The sequence below is a fragment of the Streptomyces poonensis genome, from assembly GCF_014650915.1.
Lineage (GTDB): Bacteria > Actinomycetota > Actinomycetes > Streptomycetales > Streptomycetaceae > Streptomyces > Streptomyces poonensis.
The window spans coordinates 84,350-107,114 of record NZ_BMVW01000005.1 but is presented as its reverse complement, the minus strand read 5'-3'; the positions used below and the strand labels follow the sequence as shown (position 1 = coordinate 107,114).

Sequence of the window (22,765 nt, the reverse complement as noted above, 5' to 3'; positions counted from 1 at the left end):
CCCACGGGAGAACTTAGCTCCGCGTCAACGCAGCGACCTGGTCGTCCAGCCGGAAGCTGCCCCAGCAGGCGTTGCGCAGGTCATGCCCTTTGGAGGCCCAGACCGCGTTGATGACCTTGAGTCCTTGACTCTGCACATACTCGACGGCCGGCACGTAGTCGGCATCTCCGGAAACGAGAATTGCAACGTCGTAGGCACGCTGCCAGGCGAGGGACAAGAGGTCAGTGACAAGAGCTGCGTCCACGCCCTTCTCACCGTTGGAGATGAAGGGCTCCCCGCAGCTCGAGCACTTGCTCGTCTCGGTCTGGCAAGAGCGGCAGTAGACCTTTCGAGGCCTCGGGCGACGTGTTCGCACTTTCACGTCGTAGCTGGGCTGCTGATCGAGGAAGTTGGTCAGCCAGTTCTGGAGCGGCTTCTCAGTCGCTTCGTTGACCGAAGCGTGCACGAGAGTCTCCTCGAGCGACACGGTCACGTTGCTTCCAGTGGTTGCCAGAAGATCTTGAGTTGCGGTGACCAGCGTTCTAGGCAGTCGCTTCCAGTCGCAGTTCACCCCCGAGCCTGCCGCACCGTTCCAGCCCAGCTGGAAGTTCCAGAAGTCGACGAAGACTCGTGCTCGCACTAACACCTCGGACCTGCCCTTCTCCCCATGGGGCTTCCTGCGGGGCTCGAGTGCATGAGGACGAGCCGCCGAACGTTGACCACTGTACCCGAAAAAATAGCCTGGCGGTTTTTTTGTTGGATCGCACTCGTCCCGAGCCAGAAGCCTAGCGGCCCCTTCACTCACCCTTGATGGCGTGTGCATGACAAGATTTGACCGTGGGGATAGTCCGCTACTCAACGGAGCGGGCCGACGCGCCCTATGCGCAAGGAGCGCATGTATGCTCACGGAGCGTAACATCTCGGGTTTGAATGCTGCTTCATGGCGGGATGTCCGGAGCAATGGTCAGTGCCGAGCGTTATAGATGGTGCTGGGCAAAAAAATACGGGGAGCCTTGCGGCTCCCCGGGGCAATAATACGCAGCGCGCTAGCTTGGCTAGCCTTCACTGCGGGGTGTTGATACCTGAAGAGTAGCAAACAACACTGCTGTTGGCAGCGCCGGCTTCTCGACATGGTAGCTACCGACGAGCTGGCCGGTGGTCACGTTGGAGGTTCATCTGTAGCCATCCCCGCCTTGGATCGGACCTGGTCAGGGAACCGGGTGACGGGTTGAGTGGCCCGGCCGTCACCGACTGGTGACGCTCCTGAGTCGAACGCTGCCAGAACATCGTGGTCAATTGATACCCATGCATTGACCGTTGAAGTCGCGGAGCCGACCGCCCCAGCCACGGGGCCCCGGACCCGGTAGCGAGGTAGCCCGCTGGGAACCGCCGCCGCGATCCGGCCTTTTCGCTACCACAAAGCGTCTGTGACCTGCTGTGCGGCAATCCCCTGTACCCCATGGCACGGTGCTGGGTTCTTGGCCGCTGAGCGGTGGCGACGGACGGACAGCGCCGCCGCGCGTGCGCGGCCCCTCGGTCCTTGGATCGATCCCGACTTCGTTGAGCGGCCCGGGCCTGTTGGTTTTGATGGGGTGTTTCATGCTCGTGCGCTTTACGGTCCTACGGTGGCTGAAGCGTTTTCCCCTTCAAGGCCGGATCGCGGCGACGGTTCCCCACGGGCGTTCCCTGCGTCACCGGGCCAAGAGTCCCAGGTAGAGGGCGGTCGGCGCTCGCAGCTGAGGACGGCCGACCGCGAGCGAAGCAAGCCTTGATGAACGTAGGGGAAGTTGTACCGCACCGGCACACTGTTTTGTGGTCCCAGGGTGCTCATCGACGACGCATGGCCCACAGCGCACACGAGCCCCTATGATCCTCGCTGGGTCTGAGGCAGGGGGTGGGGCCCGTGGATCTGTTGGGGCAGCTCGTCACGATCGCTGCTGTGTTGCTGGGCGGGCTAACGACGCACTTCACCAATCACCGGATGGAGCGTCAGCGGACGCAGTACACGATGCTGACACGGTGGGACGAGCGGAAGCTCGACGCGTACGCCGAGTACGTTGACCGCGTCCGGACCTCCATATACGCGTCCGTAGCGCTTTACGAGGAGCGCCACGGGATGCGGGTCATGGAAAAGACCGAGCAGGAACTGGCGCTTGCACTAGCGGATACGGTGATCCACCGCGGCCGTGCGTTTGAGCGGGTGATGCTGCTTGCTGAGGACGGTGTCGTTGAAGCTGCGCACGACCTCGGTGACGCGGTTCATGCGATCGATTGGCGAGCGCGGGGCGTGACAGATGGCACGCTGGATGAGTGGCGCGCGCTGCATGAGACCGTGTTCCAAGCGATCAACAAGTTCCATGAGGCTGCGAGGAACGACCTCGGAGTCAGAGGCGCCTTCCAGGCAGAGGAGCACAGTGCGCGAGGCCTCGTGCTCCCGCCCACCCGTCGGCAGTCGGACGACTGATCACTCGCCCTCGAAGCGCCATCCCGTGCATTCCGCCAGGATCTCCGCTCGCGCACCGATGACTGCCATGCGGGCGGACCGCTCACCCTCGTGCACGTGTGCTGCCTGGCTGGTCACCTGTCCCGGCCATTTCCTGTAGAGGAGCCCCGTTTCCGCGTTGAACCACCCGCGGGAGACGGCATTGAGCGCGAGCAGGAGCCCCGTGTCCTCCGACGCCGGAAGCGCCATCCATCCGCCGAGGGCCATGAGGAGATCCCTCCGCACGCACAACGTGGCGGGATGGACCTGGGCGCGGTAGTCGTGAGCCCTCCAGTGTTCGAGGACGGTTCCACGCTCGATGGGGCCGGCCGGTGGGTCCTGGTCGAAGCCCACCGTCGAACCGTCCGGCAAGAGGTCGAGGACACGGGACGTGGTCCACCCGATGCTGGCGCCCGAGAGGGCGGCGATGTCGCGCGCGAGGGTGCCCGGCGTCAGCATGTCGTCGGCATCGAGCACCTTGACGTACCGGCCGCGCGCACGCGCAAGGCCCACCGTTCGCGCCATGGCCGCTCGGCCAGCTCGCCCCTGCCCGAAGCTCACCCGCTCGTCATCGGGCACGAAGGGAGCGACAGCATCCGTCTCGCCGTCTTCCTGGATGACCCACTGCCACTCCCAACCGGCCGGCATCTCCTGCTCGGTGAGCGACTTGTACGCGTCCGGCAGATACTCGGCTCCGGGTGCGTGCACGGCCGTGATGACGGTGATGGTCTCGGTCATGCGTCACCACCTGACCAAAGGCGTGGTGAACTCCAGCACGGTTCGGTCTCCTGGCAGCGTCACGTCGGCCACCTCCACGACACGGCCGTCCGTGTCGATACTCGTCTTCCGCAAAACCATGACGGCGACACCCGCGGTCAGTTCCAGCTCTTCGGTCTCCTCAAACGTCGGGGGGCGGGCCGTCACGCGCTCGACGACGCGGTCCACCTCAATGCCCACGGTATGGAGCTGATTCTGAGTACCCCCGGGCCACGGCTCGTTGTCCGGGTCGAGTAGGTCTGGGTTGGCGGCCGCCGTCTCGTAGAGCAGCCGGGACCGGCTGACGTTGAACGGCGAGTCCTCCTCGCGGTACCGAGTGCGATAGACGCGTTCGAGTAGACGCGTGCCGACCGGCACGCCGAAGGCTTCGGCCAGATCCTCATCTGCTTCGATCTCTTTGAACTCAGCGCTGAAGACCAGGTCAGAGATGGTCAGACCCGTGTCTCGCTCGGTGGCCCCGGTCTGCTGCCGCTCTTCGAGCGTTTGCCGGGCCCGGTCCTTTTCCCACTGGTGACGCTCGTTGGTCCGCGTCACCGGACGGCGAGCCTTACGGACCACGTTGCCGCGGCCGTGCTGCTTTTCGATCAGCCCTTCCGCCTGCAAAACGCCGAGCGCCTGGCGCAGGGTGGGCAGGCTCTTGCGGAAGTCCTCCGCAAGCTTGGTCTCGGCCGGCAGACGCTCGCCCGGACCCCACTCACCTGCGCGGATGCGCTGCCTGAGGTCGTCAGCGATGCGCTCATACGCCTTGGCCATTCGGTCTCCACCGTCCCTCGGTTGGGGTGCCTGTACAGGATAAGTCCTCAAGAGGAGTTGACGACTCAATGCCGGTACGTCATAGTCGTGGCAACTCCTAAAGAGGAGCTGAGGACAGGAAGTCTTGTAGGGCTTCCTGCCCTGTTTTGCCTGCACTTAAAGGGCCCCTTCGGGGGTCATGAGGCCCCGCGTACGCGGGGGCGAGGGACCCGGGGCCCTTTGCACTCCCGGAGGGCTTAGACCGAGAGGTCACGTCTCCATACGCCTGAAACGGGAGCCCGTGTTCCCGAAGGAGACAGCACATCACCACGCCTCGCCGCCGTGCTTCGACAACGGCGGCCGGCTGCCTCCGCTGCTCGTCTCGCACGAGCAGCGCTGAGGGGAGCCGGACCTTCCGACTTCAATGGCGCGCGCCCCCGGTGCTGGAACACCGGGGGCGCTGTTCGGGCCGTTCACCCTTGGAGAGGAACACGACCCAATGGAACACATCGTCACTGTTCAGGACGTTGTTACCGCGTTCGCCGACTTCATGGAGCCGACGGCCGCGGAGCTGGACGCGATCGAGCGGGAGATGCCCGTCGTCCTCGCGGACGTCGACCTGCTGGACGCGCAGATCGCCACGCTGGACCGCATCCCGACCGAGCTGGACGAGCGGCGCATCCGCCGCGCCCGTCGGCGGGCGCTGGCCGCGCGGGTTGCGCTGATCAACCGCACCGCCGCCGCGAGCCTGCCCGGGGGTGCTGCATGAGCGCCGCCGACCGGAACCTGATGACCGCGCACGCCGAGGTGAAGGCGGAGATCGCGCGGACCGACACCAAGACCGGGCTGCTGCTGGCGTTCGTCGGCGCGGTTCTGGCGGGCGCCTGGACCGTCGCCAAGGACGCGCCCCTGAACCTGCCCGCCATGGTGGTGGGCGGGCTCGGGATGGCGCTGCTGGTCGGTGCGGCCGGCATGCTGCTGCGCTCGACCCGGCCGAACCTGCGCGGTCAGCACGGCTTCCCGCTGTGGGCCACCCTCACCGCCGAGGAGATCCACGAGGCGGTTGCCGGGGACCTGGCGGCCGACATCGCGGGTCTGTCCCGGCTCGCGGTCGCCAAGTTCACCGGCCTGCGCCGCGCGGTCGACCTCACATGCGCCGGGGGCGCGCTGCTCATCCTCGCCGCCCTGCTCACCGCAGGGGGTGCGCTGTGACCGCCCAGACAAGCGCCAAGACCGTGCTGCCCGCCGTCGCCATGACGGCCGTGTCCATGGTCCTCACCCTGGCCGTGGTCGTCATGTGGCTGGGCACGGCGGTGCCGTGGCCGGTCGCCGTGGTCGTCGGGCTCGGTATCGACGGCGGTTGGCTGGCTACTCTCGCCTACGAACGCCGCCTGGCGGCGCAGGGCGACCACAGCAACGCCGTGACCGCCGTCGGCTGGTCCTTCGGCCTCATCGCGACCGGGGTTCTGGTCGCGCACGCGCTGACCGCCGAGGGCTCCGCCGGGGCATGGCTGGCCGTCGCCTGGTTGCCGCTGGCGGCCAAGGCGCTGTGGCTGGTGCACGGGCTGTGGGAGCGCACCGCGCTTACCCCGTCCGCGCTCGACTCGATCCGCGGCATCCAGCAGGAGGCCCGGGACGAGGCGGCCGTGGCCCGCGCCCGGCTCCGCGCCGAAGCAGCCACCGAGGAGACCCGCTTGACGGCCGTGACGGCCGCTGGGGCGCGCGTCGCACGCGTCCAGGCCAAGACCGCACAAACCCTCTCCCGGGCCTGGTCGACCCTGGCGACGGCCCGGGACGGCGAGGACACCGGCAGGGCGCTGACCAGCGTGACGACCCCCGTCACACCCGGCGTCACACCCCGCTGGGAACTCCCCGTGTGGGGCCCCGCCGAGCCGGTGCCCGCGCTGGAGGCGGCGCCCGCGCTCACCGATGCGGAGCTGGACGCGCTGGTCGACAGAATCCGCCACAGCCAGACCCCGGCCCTGTCCTACCGGGAGATGGCCGCCCGCTTCCGGGCGGCCGGCCACTCCGCCTCTGAAGTCCGCCTGCGGGCCGCGTGGAAGCGCGTGGCCTGATGGGCGCGCTGCCGGTATACCGGTGGCGCCTCGCCCCGGACGGCTACGCCACCCGCCGCCAACTCCGCGCCCGCGGACTGCGGCCCGGCGGTCAGCCCGTGGCCGCCGAGCTGCAGCGTCCCCGCCGCCAGCGGGGGCCGCTGGTCGCCTACCTGTACCGGGTCGACCTGGCCAAGCCGGTCCGGCCCATGACCCCCGCCCGGCGGGCGGCCCTGGCCAAGGCGAACGCTGCCCGCCGTACCTGCCCCGCCTGCCATCGCGATGCGGGCTACGTCATCCCCGCCGCGCTCGGCACGTGCGTGCCGTGCGCCTATCCAGAAGGGACCTGCGATGGAGTCGCTGCCTGAGGTGCCCCGGGTCGTCCAGCTCCCGGACGGCACCTACACCTACACCGACCACCGTCCGGCCCCGCCGCAGCAGTACGGCGGGCCGCAGATCATCCACCAGCACGTGCACCAGGCGCCGCCGGACCGCACGGTGCAGCGCATCGCGCTCGGCTCCGGCGTCGGCGCCGGGGCGGTGGCGGCCGGGGTCTACTTCGGCCCGCTGCTGGTCGGCGCGCTCACCGCGATGGCCGCCAACCTCGCCCTGCTCGCGTTCCTCGCGGCCGTATGCGCCTGGGGTGTCGTGACCGTCGTCCGCTCGGTCGGTGGCAAGGACGGCAAGCGCGCCGCCGACACCGTCCGCCGCGCCCGCCGCCGACGCTGACGGTTCCCCGCGGTTTCGGACCCGGTGCGGTCCGGGGCCGTCGGGAGCCGGACAGCCCGGCCCGGAACGGGAGACCACCGTGAGCAGCGAACGACTCCGCTTGACCGCCGGCGAGAAGACCAAGGTCGCCTGGTACGTCGCCCGGATGGCCAAGCGCGGCCTCGCCGACGACCGCCAGAACGGCGGCCGAGTCGACCAGAGCGACCTTCAGCGCAAGGTCGAACGGATCGAGGAGCAGGCCCGCAAGCGCGCCGAACGCGCCAGCAAGAGCAAGTAGCAACGCCCCGGGGGCGGTCGTCCCGGCCAAGGAAACAGGCCGCCCCCGGGCCCTTCACCACCCATCTGAGTAGCAGGGAGTACCCAGCATGACGGACAGCACGACGGGCCCGCACCTGCGCCCCGTGCCCACCCCCGCCCCCACCTCCGATGACGACGCCCCGGCCGCGCCGGTCGCGGTCGACAATCCGGCGCTGCCGGAGCCGAAGGTGCGCATCGAGAAGCGCAAGCCGGTCCTCGCCGGATGGCTCACCAACCGGCGCGACTTCGCCGCCACCGCCCGTCACACCGGCGCCCACGTCGGCTACGCCGCCCTCTACCACGGGGTGCGCATCCCCGTGTACGCCGGCCGCCTCGCCCTGATGGCGCCGCGGGGCGCGTGCCGGTTCGTGGCCGCGACGAACCGGTGGGTGTGGGACCGCGAGGCCGCCCCCCTGCGGGCGTTCGCGGTGCGCACCGAGGACGTCGAGGAGTACATGCGCCTGGCCCGCCTCCGTGCCGGACGCATCCGGCTGCGCGGCCTGGTCGCCCTGGTCGCGGCCGTCTTCGGCGTCGGCTTCGCCCTCTACCTCTATGTCCTCGCCCCTGCCTATCTGTACGCGTTCGCCGCCGGCGGGGTGCTGCTGCTGGGGCTGGGCGGGCAGCAGCCGGACGCCCCGGTGGTCGGTCCGGCGGTGCTGAAGACCGAGGTGCAGAAGCTCACCGGCTCGATCGTGCTGCGCGGGCTGGACTCGATCGGCAACGCCAAGATCACAGCCGCGATCAAAAAGGGCGGGGACATGAACGGCCTGCGGTTCGTCTCCGAGATCGTGCGCGACGGGCCCGGCTACCGCGCCGACCTCGATCTCCCCTACGGCGTGACACCCGAGGACATCATGGAGGCCCGCAAGCCGCTCGCCTCCGGGCTGCGCCGCAAGACCGGCTGCGTGTGGCCCGCCCCCGACCCCGAACAGCACGAAGGACGCCTGGTGCTGTGGGTGGGCGACAAGCCGATGAACGAGACCACCAAGCCCGCCTGGCCACTCGCCAAGACCGGGACGGTGGACCTGTTCAAGCCGGTGGTGTTCGGCAACGACCAGCGCATGCGCGACGTCGCCGTCACCCTCATGTTCGCCTCCGTCGTCGTCGGCTCCATCCCCCGCATGGGCAAGACCTTCCTCATGCGGCTGCTGCTGCTCATCGCCGCCCTCGACCCACGCGCGGAGCTCTACGCGTTCGACTTCAAGGGCACCGGCGACTTCGGCGCCCTGGAGCCGGTCTGCCACCGCTACCGCGCCGGCGAGGAGGACGACGACATCGAATACGTCGTCCAGTCGCTGCGGGAGCTGAAGGAGGAACTGCGCCGCCGGGCCAAGGTCATCAAGTCGCTGCCCCGCTCCCGCTGCCCGGAATCCAAGGTCACCCCGGAACTGGCCAGCGACAAGAGCCTGGGGCTGCATCCGATCGTGGCCGGGTTCGACGAGTGCCAGGTGCCCTTCGAGCACGAGGAGTACGGCAAGGAGATCGAGGCCATCTGCACCGACCTGACCAAGCGCGGTCCGGCCCTGGGCATCGTGGCCATGTTCGGCACCCAGCGCCCCGACGCCAAGTCGCTGCCCACCGGCATCAGCGCCAATGCCGTGCTGCGGTTTTGCCTGAAGGTGATGGGGCAGCCCGCCAACGACATGGTGCTGGGCACGTCGATGTACAAGTCCGGGTACCGGGCCACCATGTTCTCCCGCTCCGACCGCGGGATCTGCTGGATGGCCGGCGAGGGCGACGACCCCCGCATCGTGGCCTCCGCGTTCGTCGACGCGGTCGCCGCCGAACGCATCGTCGCCCGCGCCCGCCAGGCCCGCGAGGAGTACGGCAACGTCACCGGGCACGCCGTTGGCAAGGGCCCGGAGAAGTCCGGCACCGGCTCGGACATCCTCGCCGACGTCCTGGACGTCATCGCCGACGACGAGAAGGCGGTGTGGTGCGAGCGGATCGCCGCCCGCCTCAGTGCCGCCCACCCCGACACCTACGCCGGATGGGCGGGCGAGAACGTCACCGCCGCGCTCAAGCCCTGGGGCATCAAGCCGGGCCAGGTGTGGGGCACCACCGACGACGGCGAGGGCGCCAACCGGCGCGGCATCAAGCGCGCCGACCTTACCGCCGCCATCACCCGGCGTAACGCCGATCGGGCCGCCGCCTAGCCCAGCAGCACTGCTAGACCTAGCAGCCGCCACCGCTAGGTCTAGCACCTCCACTAGCGCCCCGCATGGCCGTTGATCAGGCAACTAGCGTCTAGCGGCCTGCCTGCGGAAACACCCTGAAACCGCCCTGCGAAGGGATGTGAGCCCTGGTGGCTCTCGCTAGCCTCGCCATCTTCCTGATCTCCGCTGGTTACGCAGTGTTGTGTGCCGTGCAGCCGTTCGCCCGGTGCCGCAAGTGCTCCGGCACCGGTGTCCGGCCCGCCCGCCGCACGGTCAAGCTGTGCCGCCGCTGCCACGGACACCGCTACCGGCTGCGCACCGGCCGCCGCCTGCTCAACACCGGCCGCGACATCCACCGCGCCGGCACCCGACCCCACCCCCACCACCGCGACCGGGAGTTCCCCACATGGCCGTGACCGTCTCGCTCGTCTTCCTCTTCGGACTCGTCCTGTTCTTCCTGCTGCGCAACCACAGCCTCAGCGCCGGCGCGGCGTTCACCGCCGTGATGTTCGGCTTCTTCCTCGCCTCCACCGGCGCCTCCGAGCCCATCAACGAACTGACCACCGCCGTCGTCCACGCCATTCCCACCCCCTGAACAAGGAGCAGCGTGTTCGAGATCCGAGTCATCTGCGACCCCGCCGACGCCGACCGCATCACCACCGCACTCGGCACCGCGTTCGCCACCGGCACCGTGCGCCAGTACCCCACCCGGGACGCCGACCGGCACCGGCTCTACGTCTCCGCTGACCACCGCCCCGCACCGGCACCGTGGCCCACCCCAGACGAGGCATACGCGCTCGCCCCGAGCATCGTGAGTGAGATCGGCTGGACCGCCCGCACACTCGCCGCCGCCGGATGCTTCACCGAGTTGGACCGGGACTTCTACCTGCGCAAGGCCGCGGTGCTCGACCGCATCGCGCTGCTGGACGAACCTGGCGACCACCACGGCGACGCCACCGAGGCCGCCGTAGCGGCGGCGCTGTATCTGCTCGACCGGGACCAGGCGCAGACCGGCAACCCCGTGTCCGGCAGTGCCGCCGGATACGCCCGCGGCTACGTCCGCCAGCAGTACGCCCACTGGGCCAAGAACCAGTAGCAAGGCCAAGGGCGGCCCCCATCTCGCCAAAGACCCGGGGCCGCCCTTGCTCGCCAGCACCCCTACGAGGAACTGGAGACCTTCAGCATGACCCAACCCACCCGCATCCAGCGAGTGGCGCTGCAACTCGCCGCCGCCGGACTGCCAGTCCTGCCCCTGCGGCGAGGCAAGCTGCCGTTCGGGAACTGCCCCGCCTGCGCGGACAACGCCTGCGGTGGTCGGCCGACCATGAAGACCGCCGGGCCGTGCCGGTGCCCCGGCGTCTGCCACGGTTGGGCCGCCGCCACCACCGACCCGGTAGTCATCGCCTCCGCCGCATGGGCGCCCGCGTGGCGTGAAGCCGTGTCCGTTGCCTATCACCCCGGCGGCGCCGGGCTCACCGTGGTCGACTTCGACAACGCTGCCGCCATCGCCTGGGCCCGCGAACACCTGCCCGCTACGCGCATCGTGCCGACGACGCGCGGTGAGCACTGGATCTACCGGGGCGCCATGACCTCGCGCAACGCGGTTCGACCCGGCGTGGACATCAAGTCGTCCATGTCCTACGTCCGGTGGCTCGGTTTCGGCACCGGCACCACGACCGCCTTGCCCGACACCGTGCTTGCGCTGGCCGTGAAAGACCCCGCCACGGCCCGGCCGGTGCCGCAGGCCATCGCCGTGCCCGCCCGGGGCAGCACCGGGGAGTGCCCGCACCGCACGCCCGCCTACCTCGCCCGGGGCATCGCCATGGCCGAACAGCGCATCACCGAGGCCCGCAGCACGGTCCACGCCACCGTGTACCGGACGTTCCTCGCGGTGCTGTCCACACACGGCCGGTGCGGCTGCCTCACCGACGCCCACGTGACGCGACTGTTCACCGCCGCGCAGGCCAAGGGCGAGACCGTCCGGCACTGCACCGACGCGTGGACCAACGCCCGTACCGCGCTGGGACTGTGACCGTGTCCGACGACGACAAGACCCCCGCCCGCGACGTCATCGCCGACTACGCGCAAGCGCACTTCCGCTACTTCCGGACCGCCGACGGGACCGTGTTCGCGCAGAGGAACGGCCACCCCGTGGCCCGTCCGATCCGCTCTCAGGGCACCTCGGGAAGCCATCGGCAGGAACTCATGGTCGGCCTGTTCAACGACGGACTGGGCGTGTTCAACGGCACTGCCCTGAAGGAGGCGCTCGACTTGATCGAGGCACTCGCGATGAGCCAGGACGTGCAGCCCGTGCACATCCGCGTCGCCCCCGGATTCGACGGCGCAACCTGGCTGGACCTGGGCCGCGACGACGGCCGCTCCGTCCGCATCCACCCCACCGGCTGGGACATCGCCATCCCCGACCCGCGCGAGGTGTGCTGGCGCCGCACCCAGCTCACCGGGGAACTCCCCCTGCCGGCCAAGGACACCGACGGCAAGGGCATCGACCTGCTGATGAGACTGTGCAACTTCGCCAACGCCGAGACCGAGTGCCTGGCCATCGCCTGGCTCATCGGCTGCCTGGGGCCGTCCGTGCCCGTCCCCGCCCCCTTCCTCACCGGCCCGCAGGGCGCGGGCAAGTCCACCGGCGGGCGGATGCTCGTGCGGATCATCGAGGGCATGAGCGGCGACCTGCGCCGGGCCCCGAAGGACGAGGAAAACCTGATCGCGGCCGTGGCCGCCGGATGGGTCACCGCCCTGGACAACCTCTCCCACCTCGGCCCGGACCTCTCCGACGCGATGTGCTGCATCGTCACCGGCGCCGAAACCGTCAAGCGCGCCCTGTACACCGACGGCGACGTGGTCCGCGCCCGCTACCGCCGCCCGCTGCTGCTCACCGGCATCGACGTCGGCGTCATCCGTCCCGACCTCGCCGAACGCCTGCTCCCGCTGCGCCTGGAACGCCCCCGCACCCGGCGCACTGAGGCGGAACTGTGGGCGGAGTACGCGGAAGCCCTGCCCGTCATCCTCGGCTCCCTCCTGGACCTCACCGTCCAGGTGCGGGCCGCGGAGGCGGACATCCCCACCGACCTGCGCATGGCCGACTTCGCCCACCTGTGCGCCCAGCTCGACGCGGCCACCGGCCTCGGAGCGCTGGCCGCCTACCGGGCCAGCCTGGACGACCTCAACGACGACGTCATTGAGGGCGACCTGTTGGCGCAGACCGTACTCAAGCACGCCGCCGGCATCGACCCGGGCACCGAGCAGAGGATGACGTCCGCCGAGTGGCTGCACCACCTCACCGGCCTCTACAGCGGCGAGGACTGCCGCCCCCTACCCAAAGGCTGGCCGACCACCGGCAAGGTGCTCTCCGACCGCCTCAAGCGCCTTCAGCCCACCCTCGCCGCTCGGGGCGTCCTCATCGACTGGGGCCGCACCAAGACCGCCCGGTACATCGAAATGGTCCGGCCCCCGGTCCCGGCGCCCCCGCATGAGCAGGCACCGGCGTTCTGACCGGCGTCACCGCCCGTACAAGCAAGAAGAGCACCCCGGCCAGGCGTGCTCTTCTTGCTGTTCGGCGGCGGCGCCGCCCTGCGAGGTCGCGCCGCGAAGCGGCTCCCCATTCACGCTCTGAGCTGCGCACCACAACAGACACCCCCCTCCTTTGTCCGAAGGAAAGAGACGCTGCGTCACCTGCGTCACCCACGGCCGGTAGTCGGCCTGCGGCCTGCTGAAAGAGCGGTGACGCAGAGGGGCGGTGGCTGCGTCACCTCGCGTCACCTGCGTCACCCGGTGACGAGAGCCTGCGTCACCGGTGACGCACCCGCGGAATCTCTGCGTCACTCGTCACCGCAGGTCAGACGTGCGAATGACGCAGATGACGCGGTGACGCAGAAATCCCCACCTCGGACACACGCGGCCATGCCTCTCGCCTGGAGTTCCTATGGCACAACCGAAGGACCCCGACCCCCGCGCCATGCTTCGGGGCGGTCTCCCCGATCGGTACCTCACCCCCGACGACATCGCCGACATGTTCGAGGTGCCCAAGGAGACCGTCTACCAGTGGCGTAAGAAGCGCACCGGCCCGCCCGGCTTCCGCGTCGGCAAGCACCTCCGCTACGACCCCGCCGACGTACGCGCCTACGTAGCCCAACGCAAGACCGCCGGCCGAAACGCCGCCTAACCGAACAACCACCCAAGCAGGAGGGAGAGCCGCACACAGCGGCTCCCCCTCCTGCTTGCTGTAGAGAGGACCGCCGCCACGTGGCAGGCCACATCCAAGACCGCTGGTACAAGACGGAAGCCGGTGCCGACGGCAAGACTCGACGCGTACGGACCGACCGCTACGGCACGGGCATGCGGTACCGCGCCCGCTACGTAGCGCCGGACGGGACCGAGCGCAGCAAGTCCTTCCCGGACAAGCAGAAGCGTCTCGCCGAGGCGTGGCTGACGCAGATCGCGGCTGACATGACGCGTGGCCAGTACGTGGACCCGTCAGCGGGCAAGGTGACGTTCAAGGAGTTCGCCACTCAGTGGTTGGCCTCTCAGACCACGGACCCTTCCACCATCGTGAACATGGAGCTGCGGTTCCGACTGCACGCCTTCCCGTACATCGGCACCCGGCCCGTGAACGGCTTCCAGCCCACCCATATCCGTACCTGGGCGCGGGCTCTAAAGGACTCCGGAATGGCAGCGTCATACCAGCGGACCGTGTTCGCGAACGTCTCAGCCGTGTTCGGTGCGGCGGTCGATGACGGGCTCATCGCCAAGAATCCCTGCCGGGCGGGTTCCGTCAGGGCTCCCAAGCTGGATCCGCGGAAGGTCAAGCCGTGGACCCGTGACCGGGTGTTCGCCGTTCGTAGCGGGCTCCCCGAGCAGTACGCGACGATGGTCGACGTCGGCGCCGGGTGCGGCCTGCGGCAAGGCGAGATTTTCGGGCTTGCCGTGGACGAAGTCGACTTCGTCGGGGGAGTGGTGCACGTCGTCAGGCAGGTCAAATTGATCGGCCCGAACATGGTGTTCGCTCCGCCCAAGGGCGGCAAGTTCCGCGATGTACCGCTGCCCGACGTGGTGTCGCATGCGCTCGCCGCGCACATCACTCGCCGACCGCCCACCGAGATCACGTTGCCGTGGAAGACGCCGGACGGCCCTCCGGTCACGGCGCCGCTGTTGTTCTACTCGCGGGAGCGCAAGGCGATGAACCGCAACTACTTCAACATGTACCTCTGGAAACCGGCTCTGGTCACCGCCGGCGTCATCCCGGAGCGGAGCCAGGGGGAGCGGTTCAGTCAGTCGCGCGAGCATGGCATGCACGCGCTGCGGCACTACTACGCCTCGGTGCTGCTGGACGCAGGAGAGAACATCAAAGCACTCGCTGAATACCTCGGGCACTCGGACCCGGGCTTCACCCTACGGACGTACACGCACCTGATGCCGAACAGCCAGGACCGGGCGCGCAGGGCCATCGACGCCGTTTTCAGCGTGGACGCTGATGCCGGGAAGGGTGGGAGCGACAGCCCGCCAGCTGCAGCGGCCTGAGAGGGCCCGATCGAACGGCCGGCGGCTGTGCCTCCCGAAGAGGCGGTCAGCACGGTCGACGGCATGTTCGTTAGATGGGCCCAAGCCGACATCGCCGTAGCTCGGACTGCTGGGTGACGACAACGCGGGTTTTCGGCCGCGTAAGGTCCTGATTCTGCCGAAATGAATGAGACAGCGGCCAACTGCCCTACATGCTCCTGACAATGCACCCAGCGTACCGACGGGGCGGGAGGACAAATGGGCAAGCAAGTCAAGTGCGGATCGACGCAGACCAAGTCCGGCAAGCCGTGCAAGAAGCCAGCGATGATCGGCTATTCCCGATGCCAACTCCACCGAGGCGCGTGGACGCCCAAGCAGGTCAAAAAGACCAAGAAGCGCTGACCGCGAAGGAAATGGTCGACAAGACCCAGCAGGTTAAGTCCGCTGCGGAACAGGCCAACGGCTGATCTCGCGGCGTGCTGGCTCCCGGGCACTGTCCGGCGGGTCGCAGGAATCGCAAGTCGGTACAAGGGAGCGCCCGACGCGCTGCGATGAGCGACCCATCGGACAGTCCCTGGGGGCAGGCAGCCCGTGCTCGTCGCATCTGCTCGCCGTGCGGCCGTGACACGGGTATGCGAAAGGCCGCCGGCCGTGCCTCCCGCAGCGGGGAGATACGGCCGACGGCCCACAGACGGCCCAGGGGAGCGGTTACCCGCTCCGACCTGGGGCGATATCACACGTCGAAGTAGAGCTCGAACTCGTGCGGGTGCGGGCGCAGCTGGAGCGGGGCGATCTCGTTGGTGCGCTTGTAGTCGATCCACGTCTCGATCAGGTCGGGCGTGAAGACGTCGCCCTGGAGCAGGAACTCGTGGTCGGCCTCGAGCGCGTCCAGGACGGCGCCGAGCGAGGTCGGGACCTGCGGGACGCCCGCGTGCTCCTCGGGAGCCAGCTCGTAGAGGTCCTTGTCGATCGGCTCGGCCGGCTCGATCTTGTTCTTGATGCCGTCGAGGCCGGCGAGGAGGAGGGCCGAGAAGGCGAGGTACGGGTTGCCGGAGGAGTCGGGCGCGCGGAACTCCACGCGCTTGGCCTTCGGGTTGGAACCGGTGATCGGGATGCGCATGGCCGCGGAGCGGTTGCGCTGCGAGTACACCAGGTTCACCGGGGCCTCGAAGCCGGGCACCAGGCGGTGGTAGGAGTTCACCGTCGGGTTGGTGAAGGCCAGCAGCGACGGGGCGTGCTTGAGGATGCCGCCGATGTAGTAGCGGGCCATGTCCGACAGGCCCGCGTAACCGGCCTCGTCGTAGAACAGCGGGTCGCCGTTGCTCCACAGGGACTGGTGGACGTGCATGCCCGAGCCGTTGTCGCCGAAGATCGGCTTCGGCATGAAGGTCGCGGTCTTGCCGTTGCGCCAGGCGACGTTCTTCACGATGTACTTGAAGAGCTGGAGGTCGTCGGCGGCGGCGAGCAGCGTGTTGAACTTGTAGTTGATCTCGGCCTGGCCGGCGGTGCCCACCTCGTGGTGCTGGCGCTCGATCTGCAGACCGGACCGCTCCAGCTCCAGGGACATCTCGGCGCGCAGGTCGGCGAAGTGGTCGACCGGCGGGGCCGGGAAGTAACCGCCCTTGTAGCGGACCTTGTAGCCGCGGTTGTCCTCCAGCGCGCCGGTGTTCCAGGCGCCCGCCTCGGAGTCGATGTGGTAGTACGACTCGTTCTCGGCGGTCTTGAAGCGCACGCTGTCGAAGACGTAGAACTCGGCCTCGGGGCCGAAGAACGCGGTGTCGGCGATGCCGGTGGAGGCGAGGTAGTCCTCGGCCTTCTTCGCCACGTTGCGCGGGTCACGGGAGTACTGCTCGCCCGTGATCGGGTCGTGGATGAAGAAGTTGATGTTGACCGTCTTGTCGCGGCGGAACGGGTCGACGCGCGCGGTGGAGAGGTCGGCGCGGAGCGCCATGTCGGACTCGTGGATGGCCTGGAAGCCGCGGATGGAGGAACCGTCGAACGCCAGCTCCTCGGCCGGGTCGAAGGTCGCAGCCGGCACCGTGAAGTGCTGCATCACGCCCGGCAGGTCGCAGAACCGGACGTCGATGAACTTGACGTCCTCGTCCGCGATGAACTTCTTGGCCTCGTCGGCGTTCTGGAACATCCAGCTCCTCCTACTCCCGGCCGTCCGTGCCGGGGTGGTAGTTCGTTCGTGCGGCCAGTGCGGTGGCACACGCTGGTCCCGACCATAGGTACGGGTGATTTCTCGGGCGTGACCCATTTGTTTCGCCCAAGTTAACCGGAGCGCGTCCCCGGCGACCCGCCTGCGGGCCGACGAGTGCGTGCGCAGTACCGTGGACGGGTGGACAAGAGGGAAGCAATCGGATCGTGGCTGTCCGGCCCGCGCGCGGCCGCGGAGCAAGCGGGTGTCGACTTCGGTTACCGCGGTGAGCAGCTGGGGCTGCCGGAGTCCGGGCCCGGCTCCGTCGCCCGCCCCGGCCGGCGTCTCGGTGCCCTGGCCGTGGACTGGGGCCTGTGCCTCTTGATCGCATACGGTCTCATCACGGACGGCTACGGCCAGGCGACCGGCAACTGGGCCCTGCTCATCTTCTTCGTGCTCCACGTCCTCACGGTCGGCACGATCGGCTTCACCCCGGGCAAGCGCCTCTTCGGCCTCAGAGTGGTCAGCGAGGGCACCGGCACGGTCAGCCCGCTGCGAGCCCTGATCCGCACGGTCCTGCTGTGCCTGGCGATCCCGGCCCTCGTCTGGGACCGCGACGGCCGTGGCCTCCACGACCGCCTCGCGCGCACGGTGGAAGTGCGTATCTGACCGCCGTACGGCGACCGGCCCCCCTTCCTCGCACGCGGACGCGTCCCCGCGCACCGACGCCGTAGGCCGAACCGACGCCGTAGGCCGAGGGGGCGCCCGGAACGGAACGGGACATGCAGACGGGGCGCCCGGAACCTCACGGTCCCGGACGCCCCGTACGAGGAACGGTCTCGGTGGTGTCAGCGCGTCTTCGGGCCACCCCGCGGCATCCGCATGCCCTTGGGCATCGGACCCTTCGGCAGCGGCATGTTGCTCATCAGGTCGCCCATCGCGCGCAGCCGGTCGTTGGTGACCGTGACCTGCGGGCCCGACAGGACGCGGGGCAGCTTGAGCATCGTGGTGCGCAGCTTCTTCAGCGGCACCTGGCCCTCGCCGGTGCCGACGACCAGGTCGTGCACCGGCACGTCCGCCACGATGCGGGCCATCTTCTTCTTCTCGGCGGCCAGCAGGCTCTTCACCCGGTTCGGGTTGCCCTCGGCGACCAGCACGATGCCCGCCCGGCCCACGGCGCGGTGCACCACGTCCTGGCTGCGGTTGATCGCGACGGCCGGCGTGGTCGTCCACTGGCGGCCGATGTTGTCGAGCACCGCCGCCGCGGCACCCGGCTGGCCTTCCATCTGCCCGAAGGCGGCCCGCTCGGCCCGGCGCCCGAAGACGATCGCCGTTCCGAGGAAGGCGAACAGGAAGCCGGCGATCCCGAGGTAGACCGGGTGACCGACCAGGAAACCGATCGCGAGGAAGACACCGAAAATGCAGATTGCGACAGCCGCGAGTACAAGACCGATCTTCTTGTCGGCCTTGCGGGTCATCTTGTAGGTCAGGGCGATCTGCTTGAGTCGCCCGGGGTTCGCAGCGTCCGCTGCGTTGTCCTTCCTCGCCATGTCACGAAGTCTACGTGGCCCGGGAGGCGGGGACGAAGGCGGTGCCGGATGGGACGGCGACCGTGGCGGTCGCGGCGGCGGTGATCATGGTGATCACGGCGGGCACGTACGGCCGCACGGGGAGCCCGGCCGGTGCGGTGCCACGGGGGTTACGGCAGACGCGAGGCCACGGCGGCGTCGAGGACGCGCTGGGCCTCGACCCGGTCCTTGGCGCGGCGGCGGTCCTCCATGACGGAGGTCCAGGCGTTGCGGCGGGCGGTGCGCTGGCCGCTGCTCATCAGCAGCGACTCGACGGCACGCAGTGCATCGGTGAACGAAGGAATGGCGGTGGCGCGAACAGGCGCGGCCTGCATGATGGAGGTCCCCCCTCGGGATGGCAGCTCTGACCAAGTTTGTACAAGCTGTGAAACCAGGGTCACTGATTGGTGTTACCAGGACGTGACCGACCGGTCAAACGCGAATGAAGGTTTGCGTCGGCGTCCCCGAACGCCGACGCGGCCCCGACGACGCCCCCAACTGCGGGGACGGACGGGACCGCGTCCTCCAGGCCACTGCCGCCCGGTGTTCCCTGTGCTCAGGTTCACACAAGGGAAGTGGCACGCAATGCCATCCAGGCCGCCGCGCGCGTCCGCTCAGACGGCCTGCGAGGCGACGTACGCGCCACGCTTCTCCACGGCCATCTGGTACAGCCGGCCGGCCCGGTACGAGGAGCGCACCAGCGGGCCCGACATGACACCGGAGAAGCCGATCTGCTCGGCCTCCTCCTTCAGCTCCACGAACTCCTGCGGCTTGACCCAGCGTTCCACCGGGTGGTGGCGCACGCTCGGGCGCAGGTACTGCGTAATGGTGATCAGCTCGCAGCCGGCCTCGTGCAGCTGGCGCAGCGCCTCGCTGATCTCCTCGCGGGTCTCGCCCATGCCGAGGATCAGGTTCGACTTGGTGACCAGGCCGTAGTCGCGGGCCTCGGTGATCACCTTCAGGGAGCGCTCGTAGCGGAAGCCGGGGCGGATGCGCTTGAAGATCCGCGGAACCGTCTCGACGTTGTGCGCGAAGACCTCGGGGCGGGAGGCGAAGACCTCCTGGAGCAGCTCCGGGACGGCGTTGAAGTCCGGGGCGAGGAGCTCGACCTTCGTGCGGCCGCCCTCGCGCTCCGCGGTCTGCTGGTGGATCTGGCGCACGGTCTCGGCGTACAGCCAGGCGCCGCCGTCGGGCAGGTCGTCGCGGGCGACACCGGTGATCGTGGCGTAGTTCAGGTCCATCGTGACGACGGACTCGCCCACGCGGCGCGGCTCGTCACGGTCGAGCGCCTCGGGCTTGCCGGTGTCGATCTGGCAGAAGTCGCAGCGCCGGGTGCACTGGTCGCCGCCGATGAGGAAGGTCGCCTCGCGGTCCTCCCAGCACTCGTAGATGTTGGGGCAGCCGGCTTCCTGGCAGACCGTGTGCAGCCCCTCGCTCTTCACGAGGTTCTGCATCTTGGTGTACTCGGGACCCATTTTCGCCCGGGTCTTGATCCACTCGGGCTTGCGCTCGATGGGGGTCTGGGCGTTCCGGACCTCCAGGCGCAGCATCTTGCGTCCGTCGGGTGCGACTGCGGACACATCGGCTCCCTGTAGCTTCGATTCATGGGCGTACCTCAGCGTACGCCCGTTGATTGTGCGGCAGGGCGGCCGGGTGCCGGCCGCCAGCGCCCCTTGAGGCAACTTCGGGCGGGTGAGGGGCATTCCCCGCGGCGCGGGGAATGCCCCCGGCCCGGCTCAGGCCGAGGCGCGCTCGATCTCGCGCGGCTTGAGCTCGGCGTTCTCCAGGACGTCCCGCAGATGGCGCTCGGCGACCGGCAGGACCTCCTCGATGGTGACGTCGCGGCCCAGTTCGTTGGCGAGGGACGTGACGCCCGCGTCGCGGATGCCGCACGGGATGATCCGGTCGAACCAGGCGTTGTCCGGGTTCACGTTCAGGGCGAAACCGTGCATCGTGACGCCCTTGGCGACCCGGATGCCGATCGCGGCGATCTTCCGGTCCTCGCGGCGCTGGCCGGCGTTGGACGGGGCGTACTCCGGCCCGTTGAGGCGCGGGTCGAACTCCTCGTCCTGCAGCCGCGGGTCGAAGTCCAGCGAGAGACCGCCCAGCGACGGGCGCCGCTCCACCGGGTCGCCGAGCACCCACACCCCGCTGCGGCCCTCGACCCGGGTGGTCTCCAGGCCGAACTCCGCGCAGGTGCGGATCAGGGCCTCCTCCAGCCGCCGCACATGGGCCACCACGTCCACCGGGCGCGGCAGCTTCTGGATCGGGTAGCCGACGAGCTGGCCGGGGCCGTGCCAGGTGATCTTGCCGCCGCGGTCCACGTCGATGACCGGCGTTCCGTCCAGGGGGCGTTCCTCGTCGGCCGTGCGCCGGCCCGCCGTGTAGACCGGCGGGTGCTCCAGCAGAAGCACCGTGTCGGGGATCTCGTCGGCGAACCGCGCCGCGTGCACCCGGCGCTGCTCGTCCCACGCGTCCTGGTACTCGACGGCCTGGGCACCGAACCCCATGCGGACGAACCGGAGCTCACTCACCGTAAACGCGCCTCCCTGGAAGCACTGCTCGCGATCGCGGGCGATCGGTCGAGATCCCCGTGCGATCAACCGCGATCAACTGCAATCCGCTGCGATCGACTGCTGCGTCAGGCGCGTTCTGCGCCCACGCCACTGTACGCCCGGCCGAATCCCGTCAGCCGTGTGGCCAATCCTCACACGATCGGATGAATGGACGGCGGAATGTGCGATCGGATGCTCACGCTCCGCTACATTCGCGCCGTTCAGAGGGCAAAAAGGGCTGCTCACATGCGCTCCAGACACCTCGCCGAAGTACAGGAAGGCAGGAGACCGCACCGCAGATGACGGAACGACCCGCGCAGCGCACTCCCAACCGTCAGCTCGCCGCTCTCATCGCAGAAGCGGGGTTCTCCAACGCGGGGCTAGCGCGTCGTGTGGACCAGCTCGGCCTCGAACACGGACTCGATCTGAGATACGACAAGACATCGGTCACCCGATGGCTCCGCGGCCAGCAGCCCCGGGGCACGACGCCCGCGCTCATCGCCGAGGTGTTCACCCGACGGCTCGGCCGCCGGCTCACCGCACAGGACCTCGGACTGGACGCCTGCGCGCCCGTGTACGCGGGCCTGGAGTTCGCCGCAGGACCCGAGGAGGCCGTCGACATCGTCAGCGGGCTGTGGCGCAAGGACTCCGGCAGCCACGCCGAGCTCCGCAAGATCGCGTTCACCCCGGCCGGACTCGTCGTCCCCAGCCGGGACTGGCTGATCGGCCGCGCCGACGACCGCGTCGGCCGGGGCGACCCCGGCCCCGCCCGCATCCCCGCCCAGGGCCGCCCCGCGGCTCCCAAGTCCCCGGCCGCGCTCGGACCGGCGGTGCCCCTGCCCCGGCAGCGCAGCCAGACCGAGCGCGGCCCCGGCCAGCGGGTCACCGCCGGTGACATCGCCGCCCTGCGGTCCGTGGGCGAACTGTTCCGCGCGCTCGACCACGCCTACGGCGGCGGCCACGCCCGCCAGGCCCTCGTGCGCTACCTGGAGCACGAGGCCGAGCCGATGCTCCGCGGCGTGTACGGCGAGCAGACCGGCCGCCGGCTGTTCGGCGCCGCCGCGGACCTCACCCGGCTGGCCGGCTGGACCTCGTACGACATCGCCGCCCACGGGCTCGCCCAGCGGTACTTCGTCCAGGCGCTCAGGCTCGCCCAGGCGGCCGGGGACCGGATGTACGGCAGCTATGTGCTCGTCACGATGAGCCGGCAGGCGGTCTACCTCGGGCACGGACGCGAGGCCGTGCAGCTCGCGCGCGTGGCCCAGCAGGGCGTCGGCTCCTCTGCGCCGTCCGTCGTGCAGGCCCTGCTGCACGCCGTCGAGGCCCGCGGGCACGGCGTACTGGGCGAGGTGCGCGCCTGCACCGCCGCCCTCGTCCGGGCCGAGCGGGCCCTGGAGGCGGCCCGGACGGAGGACGACGTGCCGTACTGGGCCCGGTTCTTCGACGAGGCACAGCTCGCCGACGAGTTCGGGCACTGCCACCGCGACCTCCAGCAGTACCGGGCCGCGGCCCAGCACGCCGAGCGCTCGCTGCAGCTGCGTGCGCCCGCCTATGCCCGCAGCCGCCTGTTCTGCCGGGTCGTCCTCGCCTCGGCCCGGCTCGGGCTCGGTGAGCTCGACCAGGCCTGCCAGCTGGGCGCGGAGGCCGCGGCGCAGGCCACGGAGATGAGGTCGGTGCGCGCGATCGAGTACGTACGCGACTTCGAGCGCAGGCTCGAGCCGTACCGGGACGCGGCGCCCGTGCGCACGTACCGGGACCGGGTCGCGGCGCTCGGGTAGC

General features: G+C 69.5%; 26 protein-coding genes. 18 read left to right on the top strand and 8 right to left on the bottom strand.

Annotated features, from left to right (window positions below; all coding sequences use genetic code 11):
- Positions 1–13 precede the first annotated feature (13 nt).
- Positions 14–619 (bottom strand): NYN domain-containing protein, encoded by a 606-nt coding sequence (locus IE242_RS15425; protein ID WP_189859465.1) that lies wholly within the window; start codon positions 617–619, stop codon positions 14–16.
- A gap of 1,263 nt (positions 620–1,882) precedes the next feature.
- On the opposite strand from IE242_RS15425, the gene IE242_RS15420 reads away from it, so the two are divergent.
- The gene (locus tag IE242_RS15420) at positions 1,883–2,443 is read left to right on the top strand and encodes a hypothetical protein (protein WP_189859463.1); all 561 of its coding nucleotides are present in this window, start codon (positions 1,883–1,885) and stop codon (positions 2,441–2,443) included.
- Here IE242_RS15420 and IE242_RS15415 read toward each other — a convergent pair whose 3' ends face one another.
- Entirely contained in the window at positions 2,444–3,199 is a 756-nt protein-coding gene (locus IE242_RS15415; protein ID WP_189859461.1) for a glycosyltransferase family 2 protein, read from the bottom strand. It lies immediately after the preceding gene.
- 3 nt (positions 3,200–3,202) lie between these two features.
- The gene (locus tag IE242_RS15410) at positions 3,203–3,991 is read right to left on the bottom strand and encodes a GntR family transcriptional regulator (protein ID WP_189859459.1); all 789 of its coding nucleotides are present in this window, start codon (positions 3,989–3,991) and stop codon (positions 3,203–3,205) included.
- A gap of 478 nt (positions 3,992–4,469) precedes the next feature.
- On the opposite strand from IE242_RS15410, the gene IE242_RS15405 reads away from it, so the two are divergent.
- The 15 genes from IE242_RS15405 to IE242_RS15335 all read left to right on the top strand — a co-directional run bounded on the left by IE242_RS15405 (position 4,470) and on the right by IE242_RS15335 (position 15,190).
- On the top strand, positions 4,470–4,739 hold the full coding sequence (locus IE242_RS15405; RefSeq protein WP_189859457.1) for a DUF6284 family protein: 270 nt from the start codon (positions 4,470–4,472) through the stop codon (positions 4,737–4,739).
- Positions 4,736–5,182 carry a Pycsar system effector family protein gene (locus IE242_RS15400; RefSeq protein ID WP_189859455.1) on the top strand — a complete coding sequence of 149 codons (447 nt, stop codon included), beginning with the start codon at positions 4,736–4,738 and terminating at the stop codon, positions 5,180–5,182. The genes IE242_RS15405 and IE242_RS15400 overlap by 4 nt, the downstream gene beginning before the upstream one ends.
- Complete coding sequence (locus tag IE242_RS15395; protein ID WP_506417245.1) at positions 5,179–6,045, top strand: protein spdB; 867 nt, start codon at positions 5,179–5,181, stop codon at positions 6,043–6,045. The genes IE242_RS15400 and IE242_RS15395 overlap by 4 nt, the downstream gene beginning before the upstream one ends.
- Positions 6,045–6,392 (top strand): RRQRL motif-containing zinc-binding protein, encoded by a 348-nt coding sequence (locus tag IE242_RS15390; protein ID WP_189859948.1) that lies wholly within the window; start codon positions 6,045–6,047, stop codon positions 6,390–6,392. The genes IE242_RS15395 and IE242_RS15390 overlap by 1 nt, the downstream gene beginning before the upstream one ends.
- Positions 6,376–6,753, top strand: a complete 378-nt coding sequence (locus tag IE242_RS15385) for a DUF6251 family protein (protein ID WP_189859453.1) — start codon at positions 6,376–6,378, stop codon at positions 6,751–6,753. The genes IE242_RS15390 and IE242_RS15385 overlap by 17 nt, the downstream gene beginning before the upstream one ends.
- Positions 6,754–6,832: 79 nt before the next feature.
- Complete coding sequence (locus IE242_RS15380) at positions 6,833–7,030, top strand: DUF6257 family protein (protein ID WP_189859451.1); 198 nt, start codon at positions 6,833–6,835, stop codon at positions 7,028–7,030.
- A gap of 88 nt (positions 7,031–7,118) precedes the next feature.
- Positions 7,119–9,206 carry a cell division protein FtsK gene (locus tag IE242_RS15375; protein WP_189859449.1) on the top strand — a complete coding sequence of 696 codons (2,088 nt, stop codon included), beginning with the start codon at positions 7,119–7,121 and terminating at the stop codon, positions 9,204–9,206.
- 149 nt (positions 9,207–9,355) lie between these two features.
- Positions 9,356–9,622, top strand: a complete 267-nt coding sequence (locus IE242_RS15370; protein WP_189859447.1) for a hypothetical protein — start codon at positions 9,356–9,358, stop codon at positions 9,620–9,622.
- Positions 9,613–9,801 (top strand): hypothetical protein, encoded by a 189-nt coding sequence (locus IE242_RS15365; RefSeq protein WP_189859445.1) that lies wholly within the window; start codon positions 9,613–9,615, stop codon positions 9,799–9,801. Before IE242_RS15370 ends, IE242_RS15365 begins: the two co-directional genes overlap by 10 nt.
- Before the next feature lie 12 nt (positions 9,802–9,813).
- Complete coding sequence (locus IE242_RS15360) at positions 9,814–10,302, top strand: hypothetical protein (protein WP_189859444.1); 489 nt, start codon at positions 9,814–9,816, stop codon at positions 10,300–10,302.
- Between the two features lie 87 nt (positions 10,303–10,389).
- Positions 10,390–11,238 (top strand): bifunctional DNA primase/polymerase, encoded by an 849-nt coding sequence (locus IE242_RS15355; RefSeq protein WP_189859442.1) that lies wholly within the window; start codon positions 10,390–10,392, stop codon positions 11,236–11,238.
- A 2-nt stretch (positions 11,239–11,240) separates the two neighbouring features.
- Positions 11,241–12,719 carry an AICE element replication initiation protein gene (locus tag IE242_RS15350; RefSeq protein ID WP_189859440.1) on the top strand — a complete coding sequence of 493 codons (1,479 nt, stop codon included), beginning with the start codon at positions 11,241–11,243 and terminating at the stop codon, positions 12,717–12,719.
- 430 nt (positions 12,720–13,149) lie between these two features.
- Positions 13,150–13,389, top strand: a complete 240-nt coding sequence (locus tag IE242_RS15345; protein WP_189859438.1) for a helix-turn-helix transcriptional regulator — start codon at positions 13,150–13,152, stop codon at positions 13,387–13,389.
- A gap of 80 nt (positions 13,390–13,469) precedes the next feature.
- On the top strand, positions 13,470–14,744 hold the full coding sequence (locus IE242_RS15340; RefSeq protein WP_189859437.1) for a tyrosine-type recombinase/integrase: 1,275 nt from the start codon (positions 13,470–13,472) through the stop codon (positions 14,742–14,744).
- A gap of 254 nt (positions 14,745–14,998) precedes the next feature.
- Complete coding sequence (locus IE242_RS15335; RefSeq protein ID WP_189859435.1) at positions 14,999–15,190, top strand: hypothetical protein; 192 nt, start codon at positions 14,999–15,001, stop codon at positions 15,188–15,190.
- 266 nt (positions 15,191–15,456) lie between these two features.
- On the opposite strand, the gene glnA is transcribed toward IE242_RS15335, so the two are convergent.
- Entirely contained in the window at positions 15,457–16,866 is a 1,410-nt protein-coding gene (gene glnA, locus IE242_RS15330; RefSeq protein ID WP_189859433.1) for a type I glutamate--ammonia ligase, read from the bottom strand.
- A 198-nt stretch (positions 16,867–17,064) separates the two neighbouring features.
- On the opposite strand from glnA, the gene IE242_RS15325 reads away from it, so the two are divergent.
- A complete protein-coding gene (locus IE242_RS15325) occupies positions 17,065–17,532 on the top strand; it encodes an RDD family protein (RefSeq protein ID WP_189859431.1) in 468 nt (155 codons plus the stop codon).
- A gap of 179 nt (positions 17,533–17,711) precedes the next feature.
- Here IE242_RS15325 and IE242_RS15320 read toward each other — a convergent pair whose 3' ends face one another.
- The 4 genes from IE242_RS15320 to lipB form a co-directional block, all read right to left on the bottom strand.
- Positions 17,712–18,413 carry a DUF4191 domain-containing protein gene (locus IE242_RS15320; protein ID WP_189859429.1) on the bottom strand — a complete coding sequence of 234 codons (702 nt, stop codon included), beginning with the start codon at positions 18,411–18,413 and terminating at the stop codon, positions 17,712–17,714.
- 149 nt (positions 18,414–18,562) lie between these two features.
- Complete coding sequence (locus tag IE242_RS15315) at positions 18,563–18,766, bottom strand: SCO2195 family GlnR-regulated protein (RefSeq protein ID WP_189859427.1); 204 nt, start codon at positions 18,764–18,766, stop codon at positions 18,563–18,565.
- Positions 18,767–19,045: 279 nt separating this feature from the next.
- Positions 19,046–20,011: a lipoyl synthase gene (lipA, locus tag IE242_RS15310; protein ID WP_189859425.1), complete on the bottom strand. Its 966-nt coding sequence runs from the start codon at positions 20,009–20,011 to the stop codon at positions 19,046–19,048.
- 156 nt (positions 20,012–20,167) lie between these two features.
- On the bottom strand, positions 20,168–20,965 hold the full coding sequence (lipB, locus tag IE242_RS15305) for a lipoyl(octanoyl) transferase LipB (RefSeq protein ID WP_189859423.1): 798 nt from the start codon (positions 20,963–20,965) through the stop codon (positions 20,168–20,170).
- 320 nt (positions 20,966–21,285) lie between these two features.
- On the opposite strand from lipB, the gene IE242_RS15300 reads away from it, so the two are divergent.
- Positions 21,286–22,764 (top strand): NsdA family TPR-like regulatory protein, encoded by a 1,479-nt coding sequence (locus tag IE242_RS15300; protein ID WP_189859421.1) that lies wholly within the window; start codon positions 21,286–21,288, stop codon positions 22,762–22,764.
- Position 22,765 lies beyond the last annotated feature (1 nt).

What these genes read in the sequence shown, in the direction of transcription:
- IE242_RS15385 (WP_189859453.1), top strand. Translation starts at nt 6,376, where the DNA reads ATGGAGTCGCTGCCTGAGGTGCCCCGGGTCGTCCAGCTCCCGGACGGC.
- IE242_RS15415 (WP_189859461.1), bottom strand. Translation starts at nt 3,199, where the DNA reads ATGACCGAGACCATCACCGTCATCACGGCCGTGCACGCACCCGGAGCC.
- IE242_RS15410 (WP_189859459.1), bottom strand. Translation starts at nt 3,991, where the DNA reads ATGGCCAAGGCGTATGAGCGCATCGCTGACGACCTCAGGCAGCGCATC.
- IE242_RS15320 (WP_189859429.1), bottom strand. Translation starts at nt 18,413, where the DNA reads ATGGCGAGGAAGGACAACGCAGCGGACGCTGCGAACCCCGGGCGACTC.
- IE242_RS15365 (WP_189859445.1), top strand. Translation starts at nt 9,613, where the DNA reads ATGGCCGTGACCGTCTCGCTCGTCTTCCTCTTCGGACTCGTCCTGTTC.
- IE242_RS15315 (WP_189859427.1), bottom strand. Translation starts at nt 18,766, where the DNA reads ATGCAGGCCGCGCCTGTTCGCGCCACCGCCATTCCTTCGTTCACCGAT.
- glnA (WP_189859433.1), bottom strand. Translation starts at nt 16,866, where the DNA reads ATGTTCCAGAACGCCGACGAGGCCAAGAAGTTCATCGCGGACGAGGAC.
- IE242_RS15345 (WP_189859438.1), top strand. Translation starts at nt 13,150, where the DNA reads ATGGCACAACCGAAGGACCCCGACCCCCGCGCCATGCTTCGGGGCGGT.
- IE242_RS15375 (WP_189859449.1), top strand. Translation starts at nt 7,119, where the DNA reads ATGACGGACAGCACGACGGGCCCGCACCTGCGCCCCGTGCCCACCCCC.
- IE242_RS15405 (WP_189859457.1), top strand. Translation starts at nt 4,470, where the DNA reads ATGGAACACATCGTCACTGTTCAGGACGTTGTTACCGCGTTCGCCGAC.
- IE242_RS15300 (WP_189859421.1), top strand. Translation starts at nt 21,286, where the DNA reads ATGACGGAACGACCCGCGCAGCGCACTCCCAACCGTCAGCTCGCCGCT.
- IE242_RS15390 (WP_189859948.1), top strand. Translation starts at nt 6,045, where the DNA reads ATGGGCGCGCTGCCGGTATACCGGTGGCGCCTCGCCCCGGACGGCTAC.
- IE242_RS15355 (WP_189859442.1), top strand. Translation starts at nt 10,390, where the DNA reads ATGACCCAACCCACCCGCATCCAGCGAGTGGCGCTGCAACTCGCCGCC.
- IE242_RS15400 (WP_189859455.1), top strand. Translation starts at nt 4,736, where the DNA reads ATGAGCGCCGCCGACCGGAACCTGATGACCGCGCACGCCGAGGTGAAG.